The 14,614-nt window shown below is 63.2% G+C and carries 17 protein-coding genes; 11 read left to right on the top strand and 6 right to left on the bottom strand.

From position 1 onward, the window contains the following. Positions 1 to 85: 85 nt before the first annotated feature. Entirely contained in the window at positions 86 to 268 is a 183-nt protein-coding gene (locus HFP57_RS12250) for a PspC domain-containing protein (RefSeq protein WP_176870028.1), read from the bottom strand. A gap of 536 nt (positions 269 to 804) precedes the next feature. Further along, on the bottom strand, positions 805 to 1,470 hold the full coding sequence (locus HFP57_RS12245; protein ID WP_246263151.1) for a hypothetical protein: 666 nt from the start codon (positions 1,468 to 1,470) through the stop codon (positions 805 to 807). Positions 1,471 to 1,516: 46 nt separating this feature from the next. Between HFP57_RS12245 and HFP57_RS12240 the strand changes: the two genes are divergently transcribed. From HFP57_RS12240 to HFP57_RS12225, 4 genes are all read left to right on the top strand, one after another. Continuing rightward, positions 1,517 to 2,320, top strand: a complete 804-nt coding sequence (locus HFP57_RS12240) for a DUF72 domain-containing protein (protein WP_176870027.1) — start codon at positions 1,517 to 1,519, stop codon at positions 2,318 to 2,320. 11 nt (positions 2,321 to 2,331) lie between these two features. Beyond that, entirely contained in the window at positions 2,332 to 2,781 is a 450-nt protein-coding gene (locus HFP57_RS12235) for a hypothetical protein (RefSeq protein WP_176870026.1), read from the top strand. 106 nt (positions 2,782 to 2,887) lie between these two features. Beyond that, on the top strand, positions 2,888 to 3,109 hold the full coding sequence (locus HFP57_RS12230) for a hypothetical protein (protein WP_176870025.1): 222 nt from the start codon (positions 2,888 to 2,890) through the stop codon (positions 3,107 to 3,109). A gap of 144 nt (positions 3,110 to 3,253) precedes the next feature. Further along, complete coding sequence (locus tag HFP57_RS12225; RefSeq protein WP_176870024.1) at positions 3,254 to 5,329, top strand: TonB-dependent receptor plug domain-containing protein; 2,076 nt, start codon at positions 3,254 to 3,256, stop codon at positions 5,327 to 5,329. Between the two features lie 12 nt (positions 5,330 to 5,341). Here HFP57_RS12225 and HFP57_RS12220 read toward each other — a convergent pair whose 3' ends face one another. Further along, a complete protein-coding gene (locus HFP57_RS12220) occupies positions 5,342 to 5,815 on the bottom strand; it encodes a hypothetical protein (RefSeq protein ID WP_176870023.1) in 474 nt (157 codons plus the stop codon). A gap of 299 nt (positions 5,816 to 6,114) precedes the next feature. On the opposite strand from HFP57_RS12220, the gene HFP57_RS12215 reads away from it, so the two are divergent. Further along, positions 6,115 to 6,444, top strand: a complete 330-nt coding sequence (locus HFP57_RS12215) for a hypothetical protein (RefSeq protein WP_176870022.1) — start codon at positions 6,115 to 6,117, stop codon at positions 6,442 to 6,444. Between the two features lie 15 nt (positions 6,445 to 6,459). Here HFP57_RS12215 and HFP57_RS12210 read toward each other — a convergent pair whose 3' ends face one another. Further along, the gene (locus HFP57_RS12210; RefSeq protein ID WP_176870021.1) at positions 6,460 to 6,687 is read right to left on the bottom strand and encodes a hypothetical protein; all 228 of its coding nucleotides are present in this window, start codon (positions 6,685 to 6,687) and stop codon (positions 6,460 to 6,462) included. 110 nt (positions 6,688 to 6,797) lie between these two features. Here HFP57_RS12210 and HFP57_RS12205 point away from each other — a divergent pair, with 110 nt between their 5' ends. The 6 genes from HFP57_RS12205 to HFP57_RS12180 all read left to right on the top strand — a co-directional run bounded on the left by HFP57_RS12205 (position 6,798) and on the right by HFP57_RS12180 (position 12,736). Continuing rightward, positions 6,798 to 8,609, top strand: a complete 1,812-nt coding sequence (locus tag HFP57_RS12205; protein WP_176870020.1) for an ABCB family ABC transporter ATP-binding protein/permease — start codon at positions 6,798 to 6,800, stop codon at positions 8,607 to 8,609. A 55-nt stretch (positions 8,610 to 8,664) separates the two neighbouring features. Then, complete coding sequence (gene recQ / locus HFP57_RS12200) at positions 8,665 to 10,428, top strand: DNA helicase RecQ (protein WP_176870019.1); 1,764 nt, start codon at positions 8,665 to 8,667, stop codon at positions 10,426 to 10,428. A gap of 86 nt (positions 10,429 to 10,514) precedes the next feature. After that, complete coding sequence (locus HFP57_RS12195) at positions 10,515 to 10,943, top strand: protein tyrosine phosphatase family protein (RefSeq protein WP_176870018.1); 429 nt, start codon at positions 10,515 to 10,517, stop codon at positions 10,941 to 10,943. Next, the gene (locus HFP57_RS12190) at positions 10,940 to 11,353 is read left to right on the top strand and encodes a beta/alpha barrel domain-containing protein (protein WP_176870017.1); all 414 of its coding nucleotides are present in this window, start codon (positions 10,940 to 10,942) and stop codon (positions 11,351 to 11,353) included. Before HFP57_RS12195 ends, HFP57_RS12190 begins: the two co-directional genes overlap by 4 nt. Further along, positions 11,346 to 12,293, top strand: coding sequence for a sterol desaturase family protein (locus tag HFP57_RS12185; protein ID WP_176870016.1), 948 nt, complete (start codon positions 11,346 to 11,348; stop codon positions 12,291 to 12,293). The genes HFP57_RS12190 and HFP57_RS12185 overlap by 8 nt, the downstream gene beginning before the upstream one ends. Before the next feature lie 2 nt (positions 12,294 to 12,295). Further along, positions 12,296 to 12,736, top strand: a complete 441-nt coding sequence (locus HFP57_RS12180) for an SRPBCC domain-containing protein (RefSeq protein ID WP_176870015.1) — start codon at positions 12,296 to 12,298, stop codon at positions 12,734 to 12,736. A 69-nt stretch (positions 12,737 to 12,805) separates the two neighbouring features. Here HFP57_RS12180 and HFP57_RS12175 read toward each other — a convergent pair whose 3' ends face one another. Then, positions 12,806 to 14,125, bottom strand: coding sequence for an ammonium transporter family protein (locus HFP57_RS12175; RefSeq protein WP_176870014.1), 1,320 nt, complete (start codon positions 14,123 to 14,125; stop codon positions 12,806 to 12,808). 17 nt (positions 14,126 to 14,142) lie between these two features. Beyond that, positions 14,143 to 14,481, bottom strand: coding sequence for a P-II family nitrogen regulator (locus tag HFP57_RS12170; protein ID WP_176870013.1), 339 nt, complete (start codon positions 14,479 to 14,481; stop codon positions 14,143 to 14,145). Positions 14,482 to 14,614 lie beyond the last annotated feature (133 nt).

Below are 14,614 nucleotides of genomic sequence, written 5' to 3'. Positions count from 1 at the left end.
CTCCATTCGGAGCGACCCGATGGCGATTCTATGCGGCAGAAGGTTAAAATTCAGACAGTGCGAAAGCGGATGTGCGGGGCGGGCCTCAGTCGGCGGCCCAGCCGACGAGCAGATAGGCGAGGATCGCGACCGGACCGAGGGCGAACAGGGTCAGCGCGATGAGGCCGAGACGGATCGCCATGACGTTCCAGCCCGTCCAGCGGGAAAAGCCGGCGCACACGCCCATCAATTTGGCGTTGCTGCGGTCGAGGGCGAAATTCTGGGCCATGATCTGGTCTTTCGTGAAAAGGGTTTGGGGTTCGGCGGTTCCGGACGATTTACGCGACCGGAACGACCGGGCCGATGGCGGCGCTGATGCAGACGGCGCTGACGAGCAGGGCGGCGATGGCCGAAACGGCGGTGCTCTGGAGATTGGAAAGGTTGAAGGTCATGATCGTGTCTTTCGTGAAAGAGGGAGGGTGTCCCGGTCGTCCCGTGCCCGATTAGGCGACGGGAAGGACCGGACCGACGGCGGCGCTGATGCAGACGGCGCTGACGATGAAGGCGGCGACGGCGGAAAAGGCGGTGCTCTGCAGATTGCTGAAATTGATCGACATGGTGTTTCTCCTGTTGGTCCCGGCAGACCGTTCCGCCGGTTCATCCAACATTAAGCAGGGACCGTGCCAATTTTCGGATATTCTTGTTTTTCAGATGGTTACGCGAAAATCGCTATCTGGCGACATATAATTGCGCGCAAACTGTTGGCGTATTTTCCCAACGAATAGGATGGTTTTTGCCGAATTTCCGATACGGACCGCGAAATCGCTATTCGCTGCCCCAAGCGGCGGGCGGCGTTTCGACCGGCGCGGTGAGATCGAATTCGACCCGGAAGAAGCGCTCGTTCTCGCCCGCGGGCCGGCGCAGCTCATAGGCAAAGCGGGCATCATCGGCCTCCATCGCCCAGACATTGGCGACCGATGCGGTCAGCCCTTCGCGTTCGAACAGCGCGATCGATTCCGCATCGACCGGGAATTCCTGCCGGGTCGCGTTGCCCGGATCGTCGGTCTCGCCGCCATATTGGGTGACGGCGTCCTCGCTGCCGTCCGCATGCCGGTGATCATGTTTGAGCAGCAGCCCGGTGCCGGTATCGGTAATCACCCAGGTCCGCGAGCGATCGTCGCCGACATGGAAGGGGATGCGAATCCGGTCCGGCGCGCAATCGGCCACGTGCATGACGAGGCGCTCTGCCGCGATCTCGGCATCGGCGGGATCGTCGGATACCAGCTGCCCGGCAAAGGCCTGGCCGCACAGCTCGGACAGCCGCTCCATGAACGCGACCTGCGGATCGGGATCCGCTTCAAGCGGGGCGGCTCGGTCGTCCGGCGACGAACAGCCGGCAAGCAGGAGCGCGGCGAGAAGCGGAAGTGGGAGGATGCGGATCATGGCCGAACCGTAGCGGGAGGCGGTGCGATGCACCAGTCCGGCCGCCATAGCCTTGCGGCTTTCACGCTGCGCCCGCTTGGGGCATAGAAACGCCATGACGGAAAAAGGCAGGATTCGGGCCGGGATCGGCGGCTGGACGTACAAACCGTGGCGCGGGACTTTCTATCCCAAGGGCCTGCGCCAGGCGGACGAGCTCGACTATGCGGCGAGCCGGCTCGGCGCGATCGAGATCAACGGCACCTATTACCGGCTGCAAAAGCCGGAAAGCTTCGCCAAGTGGCGAGACGCGGCGCCCGATGGCTTCAAGTTCACGATCAAGGCGTCGCGCTATTGCACGAACCGCAAGGACCTGCGCGAGACCGGCGAGAGTATCGAGAAATTCCTGGGGCAGGGCATTGCGGAGCTGGGCGACAAGCTCGGCCCGCTCTTCTGGCAGTTCATGCCGACCAAGAAGTTCGATCCCGAAGAATTTGGCGCGTTCCTCGCGATGCTGCCGAAGAAACATGCCGGGATCGAGCTGCGCCATGCACTCGAAGTGCGGCATGAGAGTTTCGTTTGCGCCGAGTTCGTCGAACTGGCCCGCACGCACGATGCGGCGATCATCTGCGCGCATAGCGAGAAATATCCGCGCATCGACGACCAGACTGCCGATTTTTCCTATGCCCGGCTGCTGGGCGCGCGCGAGGAGATCGACACCGGTTATCCCGAAAGCGAGTTGGATGCCTGGGCCGCCACCGCGCGAACCTGGTGCAAGGGGCAGCGACCGGACGGGCCCGCCTATCTCGCCCCGGACGGGCCAGTGCCGGGCCGCCGGGATGTGTACATGTTTTTCATCAACGGCGCGAAGGTGCGCGCGCCGGCCGCCGCCGAAGCGCTGATCGCCCGGACGGCACAATGAGGAGATCGACGATGGTGCGTGCCGGAGGCGTGATGGCGGCACTGGCCGTTGCATCCTGTTCGGGCGGGAGCGAACCCGATGACCGCCCGGATGCGGTCGCAACCGATACCGCCAATGGCGTCGCGGTCGAGATGGAAACACTCGATGCGATGCCGGTGGATTTTCGCGGCCGCTGGGATTTCTCTGCGGAAACCTGCCGCGACCCGGCGAGCGAGATGCGGCTCGATATCGCGGCCGACCGCATCGCCTATTATGAGAGCGCCGCCACGCCGGAAACGATCACGCGAACCGGACCCGGAGCTGTGACCATCGTCCACCGCTTTTCGGGCGAAGGCGAGGAATGGCAGGAAACTCTCGCCTATGAGCTCGATGGGGATGGCGAACGGCTGACCGTCAGCACGCCTGACGGCAGCATGTCGATCCGCATGCGATGCGGGACGACGCCCGATATCGGAGAATAGCTGGCCGTTAAACTCTTGGTATCCATGAATTAATGGAACCGGGGACCGGCTCTTTCGTTCTCCCGTCAATCCGGCCGTCCGGACCGGACATGAAGGGAGCATGTGCATGACCATGGAGACGTCTTTCAGGCTTTCGCAGGCCCTCGCGACGGGCCGCGATAATGGAGGCCGTCCGAACAGCCGCGAAGCCGTTCTCTCCCGCCTGCTCGCCAAACGCGCGGCCGCGCACCGCGCGGGGCTGGTCGATCTCGAAACGATCCTTCGCAAACAGATCGAATGGTCCTTGCCAATGCGCTCGATCTCGGGCAAGGCGCGCCGCCTCGGCTGACACGATCGCGCGTTTACCGTTCATCGGATTTCTACGACATTTGTCGAAAAAAAGACGGCGCTGGTCGTAAAGGACCCGCTCGGCACTGGATGAACGACCCCGATTGCTCAATGGACGCTGCATCTCAGGGAGGGGATCACATTGATGCGGCGCACATCCTGGCTGCTTGTTTCGGGCTCTTTGCTCGCTTTTCCGGCATATGCACAAAGCGGCGAGGCCGAGGAAACGATCGAGACCGTCGCCAGCGCCTCGCCGGGTGACGGCCAAAACTATACGCCCGAGGATTTCGCGCGATTTTCGCCGAACTCGGCGCTCGACATGGTCCAGCAGATCCCGGGCTTCACCATCCAGCAGGGCGAAGACCGGCGCGGGCTCGGGCAGGGCGGCGACAATGTCCTGATCAATGGCGAGCGCGTTTCGGGCAAATCGAACGATGCGGTGACGACGCTCGGCCGGATCTCGGCCACCAATGTTATCCGGATCGAGGTGCGCGATGCCGCTTCGCTCGATATTCCGGGCCTGTCGGGGCAGGTCGTCAACGTCGTCGCCGAGACGACGGGAATCAGTGGTAATTTCGCCTGGAATCCGCAATTCCGTTCCCGCATCACCAACCCGCGCCTGACGAACGGCGAGATATCGGTAAGCGGCACCCAGGGTGCGTTCGACTATACTTTGAGCCTCTCGAACACGGATGATTCGTTCCGCGGCGGCGCCGAGGGCGTTGAACTGGTCATCGACCCGGCGGGCCAGATTATCGGCATGCACGACGAAGTGGCCACTTTCTCCGGCGACGAGCCGGTCTTGTCCGGAACCTTCCGGTATGACGGGCCGGGCAGCTCCATCGGCAATCTCAACCTTTCCTACGGCCGGCGCTATTTTCGTGGCAGCGAAGACTCCGAGCGGACCGGGCAGGGCCTACCGGATCGCATCCGCTTCTTTCGCGACCGGGAAGACGAATGGAATTTCGAGATCAGCGGCGATTTCGAGTTCGCCCTGGGCCCGGGCCGTCTCAAGCTGATCGGATTGCGCGGCTTCGAACGCAGCCCGTTTGAGACCAGCCTGCTCACCGATTTCGTCGACGATACACCGTCGATCGGCGACCTGTTCGTGCGCACGCTCGACGAAGGCGAGTGGATCGCGCGCGCCGAATATGGCTGGCAGATGGGCGGCGACTGGCAGGTTGCGGTGGAAGGCGCGCTGAATACGCTCGACGTTGGCTCGGAACTGTCCGCGCTCGATGCGAATGGCGATTTCCAGCCGGTCATCCTTCCCAACTCGAACTCGCGCGTCGAGGAGGAGCGGGCGGAGGTCAACATCACCTACGGCCGGCCACTCGGACCCAACCTTACATTGCAGGCGTCGATCGGCGGCGAATATTCGACGATCATGCAAAGCGGCACAAACGGCCTGACCCGTTCCTTCTATAGGCCGAAGGGCTTCGTCTCGCTCGCCTGGCAGGCAAGCGGGAATCTGGATGTTCGCGCGCGGGTCGAGCGCGAGGTTGGCCAGCTCGACTTTTCCGATTTCGTCGCCTCGACCAATATCGGCGCGGACAGCCAGGATGCGGGCAATCCCAATCTCGTGCCGCCGCAGAGCTGGAACTATGAAATCGAAGCGACGCAGCAATTGGGCGCGTTCGGGTCGATCACGGCCAGGCTCTATTATGAGCAGATCAGCGACATCGTCGACCAGATACCGCTCGGCCCGACGGCCGAGGCGCCCGGCAATATCGACAGCGCCAAGCGCTACGGGCTGGAGTGGAACAGCACGCTCAACTTCGATCCGCTCGGCTGGCGCGGCGGCCGCCTCGATGTCGAACTGACATTGCAGCGCAGCCGGGTCCGGGACCCGCTCACCGGCGAAAATCGGCCGATTTCCAACGATACGCAACGCGACATCGAGATCGAGCTGCGGCACGACATTCCGGCGACCGACTGGGCCTGGGGCCTCGAATACGAAGATTTTCGGGAGGCGACCGGTTTCCGTCTGACCCAGACCAATTTCTTCCGGACGCAGGCGCCCTTTGTAGGCGCCTATCTCGAGCACAAGGACGTGTTCGGCCTGCGTGTGCGCGGCGGCGTGTACAATATCCTCGATCGCGACGAGGATTTCACCCGGACCTTCTTCGTCAACCGACGCGACGGACCGATCGCATTCATCGAAGACCGCTCGCGCGAGTTCGGCCCGATCTTCTCCTTCCAGGTCAGCGGAAGCTTCTAACGGGCCACGCGGTCAGCGCGCTCGATATACGTCTTCGGATTCACGGGAGTCGGCACTCGCAAGTCCGCCCATCGCCTGCCATGCGAACAGGGCTATCATGGCCGCGACGAACAGAGCGGCGGCGAAGCGCCCGAGATCGCCGATCTGCCAGGGCGTATCGTCGGACCCGCCAACGCTGCTGGCGATGGCGGCCGGCCGTTCGATCGGAACCGCGCTGTCGTCGGGCTCGTCCGCCGCCATCTCGAAATCCACGACATAGGCCCCTTTCGGGATTCGAATACGCAGGCCCGCGCCCGCTCCATTCTCGGTGTAAAACTCATCCAGCAATTTGCGCAGCCGTCCGACCTGAACCCGTGGATAGCTGTTCAGCTGCGCATCGAAGTCGGGATCCCGGCCCAACGCATCGACGGCGATCGCATACGCTTTGAGCCGCGCACCCTCTCCAGCCAGGCTCTTTTCAACGAGAAAGCCCAGAAGCGTCCGCATCACCGGGGCGTTTTCGAACTGGGGTGCGCGACAAATCCGTTCCAATTCCCCGCGGATATCATCGCGATCACCGACATCTGGTAAATTTTGCGTGAAGTTCGCCATCCCGCCACCTCGCATGTTGCGCCTCGGGCACCGGAATTAGCGGAGAAAGCTTATGTAACGGTAAAATTGGCGGAGAATCACGAATTCAACAATGGCGCATTGATACGCCTTGCGCGATGTTACCCCCCGGAAAACCCACCTTTTCCGCAATGTTCGCAGATGCAACCATATCCGGGCTCACGCGTCGATAGGGTATGAACCACCGCGAAACCATTGTTGCTGATACCAAGAAAAGCCTGGCCCGTCTGGCTGCCTGTGGCGCTGCCCTGACGTTCCTGGCGATTGGTAGCGCAGCAAGCGCAACCTCGAACGGATCCGGCCAGGGCGGCGTTTCTTCTGTCGCCCGCGCCAGCGCGACGATCGTCAATCCGACATCGCTCCGGACCGCCGAACTGCAAAGTGTCGGGACAGATTTCGGCCGGGCATCGGGTCTCGCCGTCACGCCGGCAGCGGTCGTGCATCGGGATTGCGCCGATGAGCGCGCTCAGCAGCGCTGCAATCTCGTGATCCTCGATATGCCGTGATCGGCCGAAGGCTGACTAGCCTTCGCTATTCTCCCAGAAAGAAGCGATCTGCGGCGCGATGCGCTGGCATTCCGCCATAAGCAACGGATAGGGCCGGTCACTTTCGCGGATCAGCACTTCCTCGGTTTCCGCCAGGCACGCCGTCTCGCTGCGGTATAGCGTGGCTTCGCGGGCAACCTGCTCGCACATCGTCGCGCCGTCGCCGCATCCCATGATTGCCAAGACATAATAAGCCGGGCCCATGATCTTTCCTTCCTTTCGATGGATCAATTCATAGAGGCGGCGGGTGGTTCCACGCTGTGTGCGAGATCACAGGCTGGCCGTTTGCGGAAAATATCCTATCTTGGCAGCGCATGCCGCCCGATATCCCTTCCGACAATCAGCTCAAACAGCCCGGCCTGGCGCTGCTGCGCCGGTTCCTCCCCTATCTGTGGCCAAAGGGGCGGCCCGGCCTGAAATCGCGGGTCATAGCCGCCTTCGCGCTGGTGCTCTGCGCCAAGGCGATCATCCTGATCATGCCCTTCGCCTACAAGGCGGTGATCGACAGCATGGACGGAACCAACGATCCGGCGATCATGCTCGCGATCGCGCTGGTCGTCGCCTATGCCGGCGCGCGTTTCGGCGGCGTGCTGTTCGACAATCTGCGCAATATCGTGTTCGAAAAGGTCGGCCAGTCCGCGGCGCGCAAGCTCACGGAAAATGTCTTCGCGCATCTCCATGCGCTCTCGCTGCGCTTTCATCTCGAGCGCAAGACCGGCGGCGTAACAAAAATCATCGAGCGCGGGACAAAGAGCATCGACACCATGCTCTATTTCCTGCTGTTCAACATCGCGCCGACCGCGGTCGAGCTGCTTGCGGTCTGCATCATCTTCTACGTCAAGTTCGGGCCGACCCTTGTGGCCGTGACGCTCGGCGTCATCGCCCTCTACATCACCTTCACGCGGCTGGTGACGATCTGGCGGACCCAGCTGCGCCGCGACATGGTCGATCTCGATACGACCGCCTACAGCCAGGCCGTCGATTCGCTGCTCAATTTCGAGACCGTCAAATATTTCAACGCCGAGGCGCGAGAGGCACAGCGATTCAGCAACGCGGTCTCGAGTTGGGCGAATGCGGCGGTGAAGAGCGAAAACAGCCTCGCGATGCTCAATGTCGGTCAGGCGCTGCTCACCAATGCGATGATGGCCGGCGCGATGGGCTATACCGTCTGGGGTTGGAGCGAGGGGCGGTTCACGGTCGGCGATGTGGTCCTCGTCAATGCGCTGCTGATGCAGCTGTTCCGGCCGCTCGATTTTCTCGGCACCGTCTATCGCACGATCCAGCAGGGCATGATCGACATGGAAGCGATGTTCGACCTCGTCGATACACCTGCCGAGATCGTCGACACCGAGAACGCGCCACCGCTCGAAGTACCGGACGGCGCGGTCCGGTTCGAGGCGGTCGATTTCGGCTATGACCCCGATCGGCCGATCCTGCGCGGGCTCGATCTCGATATCGCGCCGGGCAGCAAACTGGCAATCGTCGGGCCATCGGGCGCCGGCAAATCGACGATCGCCCGGCTGTTGTTCCGCTTCTACGACACGACGTCCGGCCGTATCCGGATCGATGGGCAGGATATCGCCCAAGTCCGACAGGACAGCTTGCGCGGAGCGATCGGCATCGTCCCGCAGGACACGGTGCTTTTCAACGACACGATCGGATACAATATCGCCTATGGCCGCGAAGGCGCGCGCCGGGACGAAATCGAGGCGGCGGCGAAAGGCGCGGCGATCCATGAATTCATCGCGACCCTCCCCGAGGGTTATGAAACGCGCGTCGGGGAGCGCGGTCTCAAACTGTCGGGCGGTGAGAAGCAGCGCGTCGCCGTCGCCCGCGCGCTGCTGAAAGATCCGCCGATCCTGATTCTCGACGAGGCGACCAGTGCGCTGGACAGCCGCACCGAGGCCGAGATTCAGGCGACGCTTGATCGGGCCGCACGCAACCGCACGACGATCGTCATCGCGCACCGCCTGTCGACGATCGTCGATGCCGACGAGATCGTGGTTCTCGAACAGGGCCGGATCGCCGAACGCGGCAGCCATGCCGAACTGATCGCCAAGGATGGTCTCTATGCCGAAATGTGGGCGCGCCAACGCGAAGAACGCGAGATCAATTCGGCCCGCTAACATTAGTACTCGAACGGGGGTGACGGGCAGCCCGCTCACCCGATATGCCACCCCTATGACCGATCCCGACACGATTCTCCGCAATGTTTTCGGTTTTGCCGATTTTCGCGGTTCGCAGCGCGCCGTGATCGATCGGGTGATGGCGGGACAACACAGCCTCGCCGTCATGCCGACCGGTGCGGGCAAGTCGCTCTGCTACCAGATACCGGCACTCGCCCGGCCCGGCACCGCTCTCGTCATCTCACCGCTGATCGCCCTCATGCACGATCAGGTCCGCGCCGCGCAGGCGGTGGGGATCAAGGCCGCGACCCTGACCTCCGCCGATGACGACCGCGCCGAAACGATGGCGCGGTTTCGCGATGGTGCCCTCGATCTCCTCTATGTCGCCCCTGAACGCGCCAGCGGCGCGGGCTTTCAGGACATGCTGCACCAGACGCCGCTTGCCCTGATCGCGATCGACGAAGCGCATTGCGTGTCCGAATGGGGGCATGATTTCCGGCCCGACTATCGCTTGCTCCGGCCTCTGCTCGATCGCTTCCCCGACGTCCCGCGCCTCGCGCTGACCGCCACCGCCGACCGGCACACGCGCGAGGATATTCTCGAGCAGCTCGGCATTCCCGAAGAGGGCGCGATCATCGCCGGGTTCGACCGGCCCAACATCCGCTACATGATCCAGCCGCGTGCGGGGATCGGGCGTCAGGTCAAGGCGCTGGCCGCCGACCAGCCGGGCGCGGGCATCGTCTACGCGACGAGCCGCGCCGCGACCGAAAAACTCGCGGCCCAGATCGCGGCAACCGGACGATCGGCGGGCGTCTACCATGCCGGCCTCCCGCCCGCAGAGCGCGCGGCCAATCAGGCGGCCTTCGTGGCCTCCGAAGACATGGTGATGTGCGCGACGATTGCCTTCGGCATGGGAATCGACAAGCCCGACGTCCGCTTCGTCGCTCATGCCGGCATACCCAAATCGATCGAGGCCTATTATCAGGAAACCGGACGCGCGGGGCGGGACGGCGACCCGGCCGAGGCGCATCTCTTCTGGGGCGCGGAGGATTTCGTCCGCGCGCGGCGGCGGATCGAGACCGAGATCGAGGAGCATCGCCGCACCGGCGAGCGGGCGCGATTGAATGCACTCGGTGCGCTGGTCGAAACCGCCGGCTGCCGCCGCGCGATCCTGCTCCGGCATTTCGGCGAGAACCCGCCCGAGCAATGCGGCAATTGCGATAATTGCCTCAATCCGCCCAAGGCGGTCGACGCGACCGAAACCGCGCGCAAATTCCTCTCCGCGGTCTACCGGACCGGCCAGCGCTTCGGCATGGGCCATGTCGGCGAAGTGCTGGCGGGCCGGGAGAATGAACGCATCATCACTCTCGGTCATGACCGCCTGTCGGTATTCGGTATCGTCGACGAGGAAGAGGAGCCGATGGTCAAACCCGTCGCCCGCGCACTCCAGACGCGCGACGCGCTCGTCCAGACCGAACATGGCGGTCTGGCGCTGGGTCCGGCGGCCCGTCCGATCCTGAAAGGCGAGGAAGACGTCGCTTTGGTCCTCCCGCCGCGGAAATCACGGAAACGCCGAGCCAATCGCGACGCCAACCCGGTCGGCGATCCATTGTTCGATGCGCTACGCGAGAAACGCCGGGTCATCGCGGCCGAAAATGCCGTGCCGCCCTATGTCGTCTTCCATGACGCGACTTTGCGCGAAATGGCGTCGGCGAAGCCCGACAGTCTGGCCGCTATGGCGCGCATATCGGGCGTCGGCGAACGCAAGCTCGCCACCTATGGCGAGGATTTTCTCGCCGTGATCGCGGAGTTCCGCTGAAGCCTGGTTCGGGTTCGCCATGCGGCACCGACCGCTTGCGCCGCCGGCCTTTCTGGTCATATGAGCGGAGACAAGAGGAGACCAGCATGTTCCGCACCGTAACCGAGCGCTTTCTGGCCTCGCCGCAAATCTCAACCGACGATGTCGCCGAAGCGGCCAGCCAGGGCGTGAAACTGATCATCAACAACCGGCCCGACGACGAGGATCCGAACCAGCCCGCCGGTGCGACCATTGCCGCGGCCGCTGCGGACGCGGGGCTGGATTATGTAGCAATTCCGGTCACCCATGCCGGCTTCTCGGTGCCTCAGGTCGAGGCGATGCGCGAGGCGCTCGACGGCAATGATGCCAAGACGCTCGCCTTCTGCCGCTCGGGCACGCGCTCCACACTGCTCTGGGCGCTGGCCGAAGCGCATGACGGACGCGATCCGGAAACGATCGCCGAGGAAGCGGCCGGCGCCGGCTACGACGTCGCGCCGATCCGGTCGATCATGGACGCCTTCGCCGCGGCCAAATGAACTGGCTCACACTCATCGGTTCGCTGGCCGCAGTGTTCGCGCTGGCGGCGGCGGCGTGGTTTCTCGGCATGGGCAAGACACCGAGAATTGGCGATGAAGCGGAGGCTGAACAGCTGGCGCGCGACGCGCATAGCGGCTTCGTGCCCGCCGGGGCGGCCGTGAGCCGCGACGGCAAGGCGGCGCTGGTGGCAGGGGCCGCCGGCGATTTCGTTCTGTTGCGGGAGCACGGCGCCAACATCGTGGCGCGGGTCCTGCGAGAAGCGCCTCGGGCGGCGCACGAAAACGCGATACTCGTGATCGCCACAGGCGAGCGGCTGTTCGGCGATCTGCGCCTCGATCTCGGCGAGGCGGCCGCCGCGCATTGGTCAGAGAATCTCGGGAAACGTCAATCGGAGGCGGCCCATGAATGAGCTCCCCGATCCCGTCCAATATGCGGTACCGGCCTTCGTCATCCTCATATTGATCGAAATGCTGGTCGCGCGCCGGGTCGATCCGGGCCGTTATGAGCCCAAGGACACGCTCACCTCCTTGCTGCTGGGTACCGGTAGCACGGTCGCGGGCGCATTGACCGGATCGGCGGTGATCGCGCTCTCGGTCTGGCTCTATCAGTTTCGCCTGTTCGACATCGGCTATGTCTGGTGGGCGTGGATCATGGTCTTCCTGCTCGACGATCTCGCCTATTATGTCTTTCACCGGATGGCGCATCGCGTCCGCTGGTTCTGGGCGAGCCATGTCATCCACCATTCCAGCCAGCATTATAATCTCTCGACCGCGCTGCGGCAGACCTGGACCGGCTTTTTCAGCCTCTCCTTCGCCTTCAGCCTGCCGATCGTCCTGATCGGATTTCCGGTCGAGATGCTGCTCTTCGTGAGCGGCGTGAACCTCGTCTACCAGTTCTGGATCCATACCGAAGCGATCGACCGGATGCCGCGCTGGTTCGAGGCGATACTCAACACGCCATCGCATCACCGTGTCCATCATGCGACTAATCCGCGCTATCTCGACAAGAATTATGCCGGGATGCTGATCATCTGGGATCGGATGTTCGGCACTTTCGAGCCCGAGCGCGGCGACGACCGGCCGCGCTATGGCATCATCAAGAATCTCGGCAGCTTCAACCTGTTATGGGCAGCCTTCCACGAATGGATCGGCATCGCCAGGGATGTCGCGACCGTTCCCGGCATTCGCAACAAGCTCGGCTATATCTTCCGCCCGCCGGGCTGGAGCCATGACGGGTCGCGCGACACATCCGATACGATCAAGGCGCGCTGGCGGGAGCAGGAAGGGCAAGACGCTGCGGAAGCGCCGCCGGAACGCCTCGCCGGACAACCGGTGCCGCGCGGGACCTGAGCATGGCCCTTCCTTCTTCGCGCGAGGAAATCGTCTGGAAGCTGCACCTGGCCTCGCCTCCGGGAGACGTGTTTACACTGCTTTCGACCGATGAGGGCCGCGAGCGTTTCTGGTGCGAGAGATCCCGACAATCCGGCGGCCGGATTGCGATGCATTTCATCAACGGCGTCGAAACCGAGACTCTGGTGGGGACCAGTGAGCCGCCCTCCAGAATCGCTTTCCGCTATTTCGGCACGGACGTGGTGTTCGAGCTGGCGTCGGATGGGGAGGGCGGCACGGATCTCACGCTCCGCAATCGCGGGGTCGCAGGTGACGAGTACGAAGAGGTGCTCGCGGGCTGGCTCAATGTCCTGTTCCCGCTCAAGGGTGTCGCCGATTTCGGGATCGACTTGCGCAGCCACGATCCCGCCCGGCTATGGGACGACGGCTATATCGACCAGTGAAAAATGGGCCGGCGAGTCGCCTCGCCGGCCCAGTCATTCGCGGGAACGAACCTCGTGTGCGAGGAGCGGTCAGGCCCTCACAAATTCCGGATAGGCTTCCACACCGATCTCGGTATGGTCCATGCCGCCCATTTCATGTTCTTCGTCCGGGCGGACGCCGATCGTGTATTTCAGGGCCATCCAGACGATGGCGCTGGCACCGAAGGCGAACACGCCGACCGCGGCGACACCGGTGAGCTGCGCCATGAACGGCACCTCGGTGTTGGTTAGCGGCACGATCAGCGTGCCCCAGATGCCCGCCAGCAGATGGACCGGAATGGCGCCGACGACGTCGTCGATCTTGAGCTTGTCGAGCAACGGCACGGCAAGCACCACGATCAGGCCGCCGACACCGCCGATGAACAGCGCCGCGGGCACCGAAGGCGTCAGCGGTTCTGCGGTGATCGAGACGAGGCCCGCCAGCGCGCCGTTGAGCGCCATCGTCACATCGATCTTCTTGTAGAGGATCTGCGTACCGATGATCGCGACGACGACACCGGCGGCAGCCGCCATATTGGTGTTGACGAAGATCTTCGAAACATCACTGACGTCGCTGATCGTGCCCATGGCGAGCTGCGACGCGCCGTTGAAGCCGAACCAGCCGAGCCAGAGGATGAAGGTGCCAAGCGTCGCGAGCGGGATGTTCGAGCCCGGGAACACGTTGACCTTGCCGTCGGTATACCGCCCGAGCCGCGCACCGATGATCAGCGCGCCGGCAAGCGCCGCCCAGCCGCCCGTCGAATGGACGAGGGTCGAACCGGCAAAGTCGGAGAAGCCCATCGCGTCGAGCGCACCCGCGCCCCATTCCCAGCTGACGACGATCGGATAGATCACGCCGGTCAGCACGACGATGAAGATGAAGAAGGGCCAGATCTTCACGCGCTCGGCCACCGTGCCCGAAACGATCGAGGCCGTCGTGGCACAGAAGACCATCTGGAAGAACCAGTCCGACGCGACCGAATAGCCGGTGCCGGTATCGGCCTCGCCCACAGCCTGCATGGCGTATGGCGCCCAGGTGCCGGAGAGCCAGCCGCCTTCGGCGACGCCATAGGCGATATTGTAGCCGAGCACCCAGAACATGATGCCGGCGATGGAGTAGAGGCCGATATTCTTCAGGCACTGCATCGATACATTCTTGGAGCGGACAAGTCCGGCCTCGAGCATCGCAAAGCCCGCGGCCATCCACATCACGAGGAAGCCGCCCATCAGGAACAGCAGCGTGTTAAAAATATAGACGGTGCCGCCCGACACCGCCTCTGTTTCGGCAACCGCCGCCGCTTCCTGCGCAAGCGCCGGTTCGGCAGCAATAGCCGCCGCAAATATCACCGCGGGTAAAGTGTATTTCATCATTATTGGCTCCCCTGTCCCTAAAGCGCTGTTTCGTCGGTTTCGCCGGTGCGAATTCGCAGTGCAGCACCGACATCGAGCGTGAAGATCTTGCCGTCGCCGATCGATTCCGTATTCGCCGCAGCCGCGATCGTCTCGACGACCCGCGGTGCCAGATCGTCGCTGACAACCGTCTCGATCCGGATCTTGGGAACCATGTTCGTGGCGTATTCGGCGCCGCGATAGACTTCGGTTTGCCCCTTTTGCCGACCAAAGCCCTTGACCTCGGTCGCGGTCATGCCCTGGACGCCCACTTCGGACAGAGCCTCGCGTACCTCGTCCAGCTTGAACGGCTTGATGATAGCTATAATGAGTTTCATATCGCCTCCCTGTTCGGGACAAGATTGCTGCATCGCAACATATCTGTCAAATAGGATTCGCTACAATAATCGCATTTTTTGTGGAATAATATTGCGCCAATAGGGTCTAAACGGCCGTTTTCCGAGAGCCTGG

The organism is Parasphingopyxis algicola, assembly GCF_013378075.1.
Lineage (GTDB): Bacteria > Pseudomonadota > Alphaproteobacteria > Sphingomonadales > Sphingomonadaceae > Parasphingopyxis > Parasphingopyxis algicola.
The sequence above is the reverse complement of the archived record's forward strand: the minus strand, read 5'-3'. Positions and strand labels throughout refer to the sequence as shown.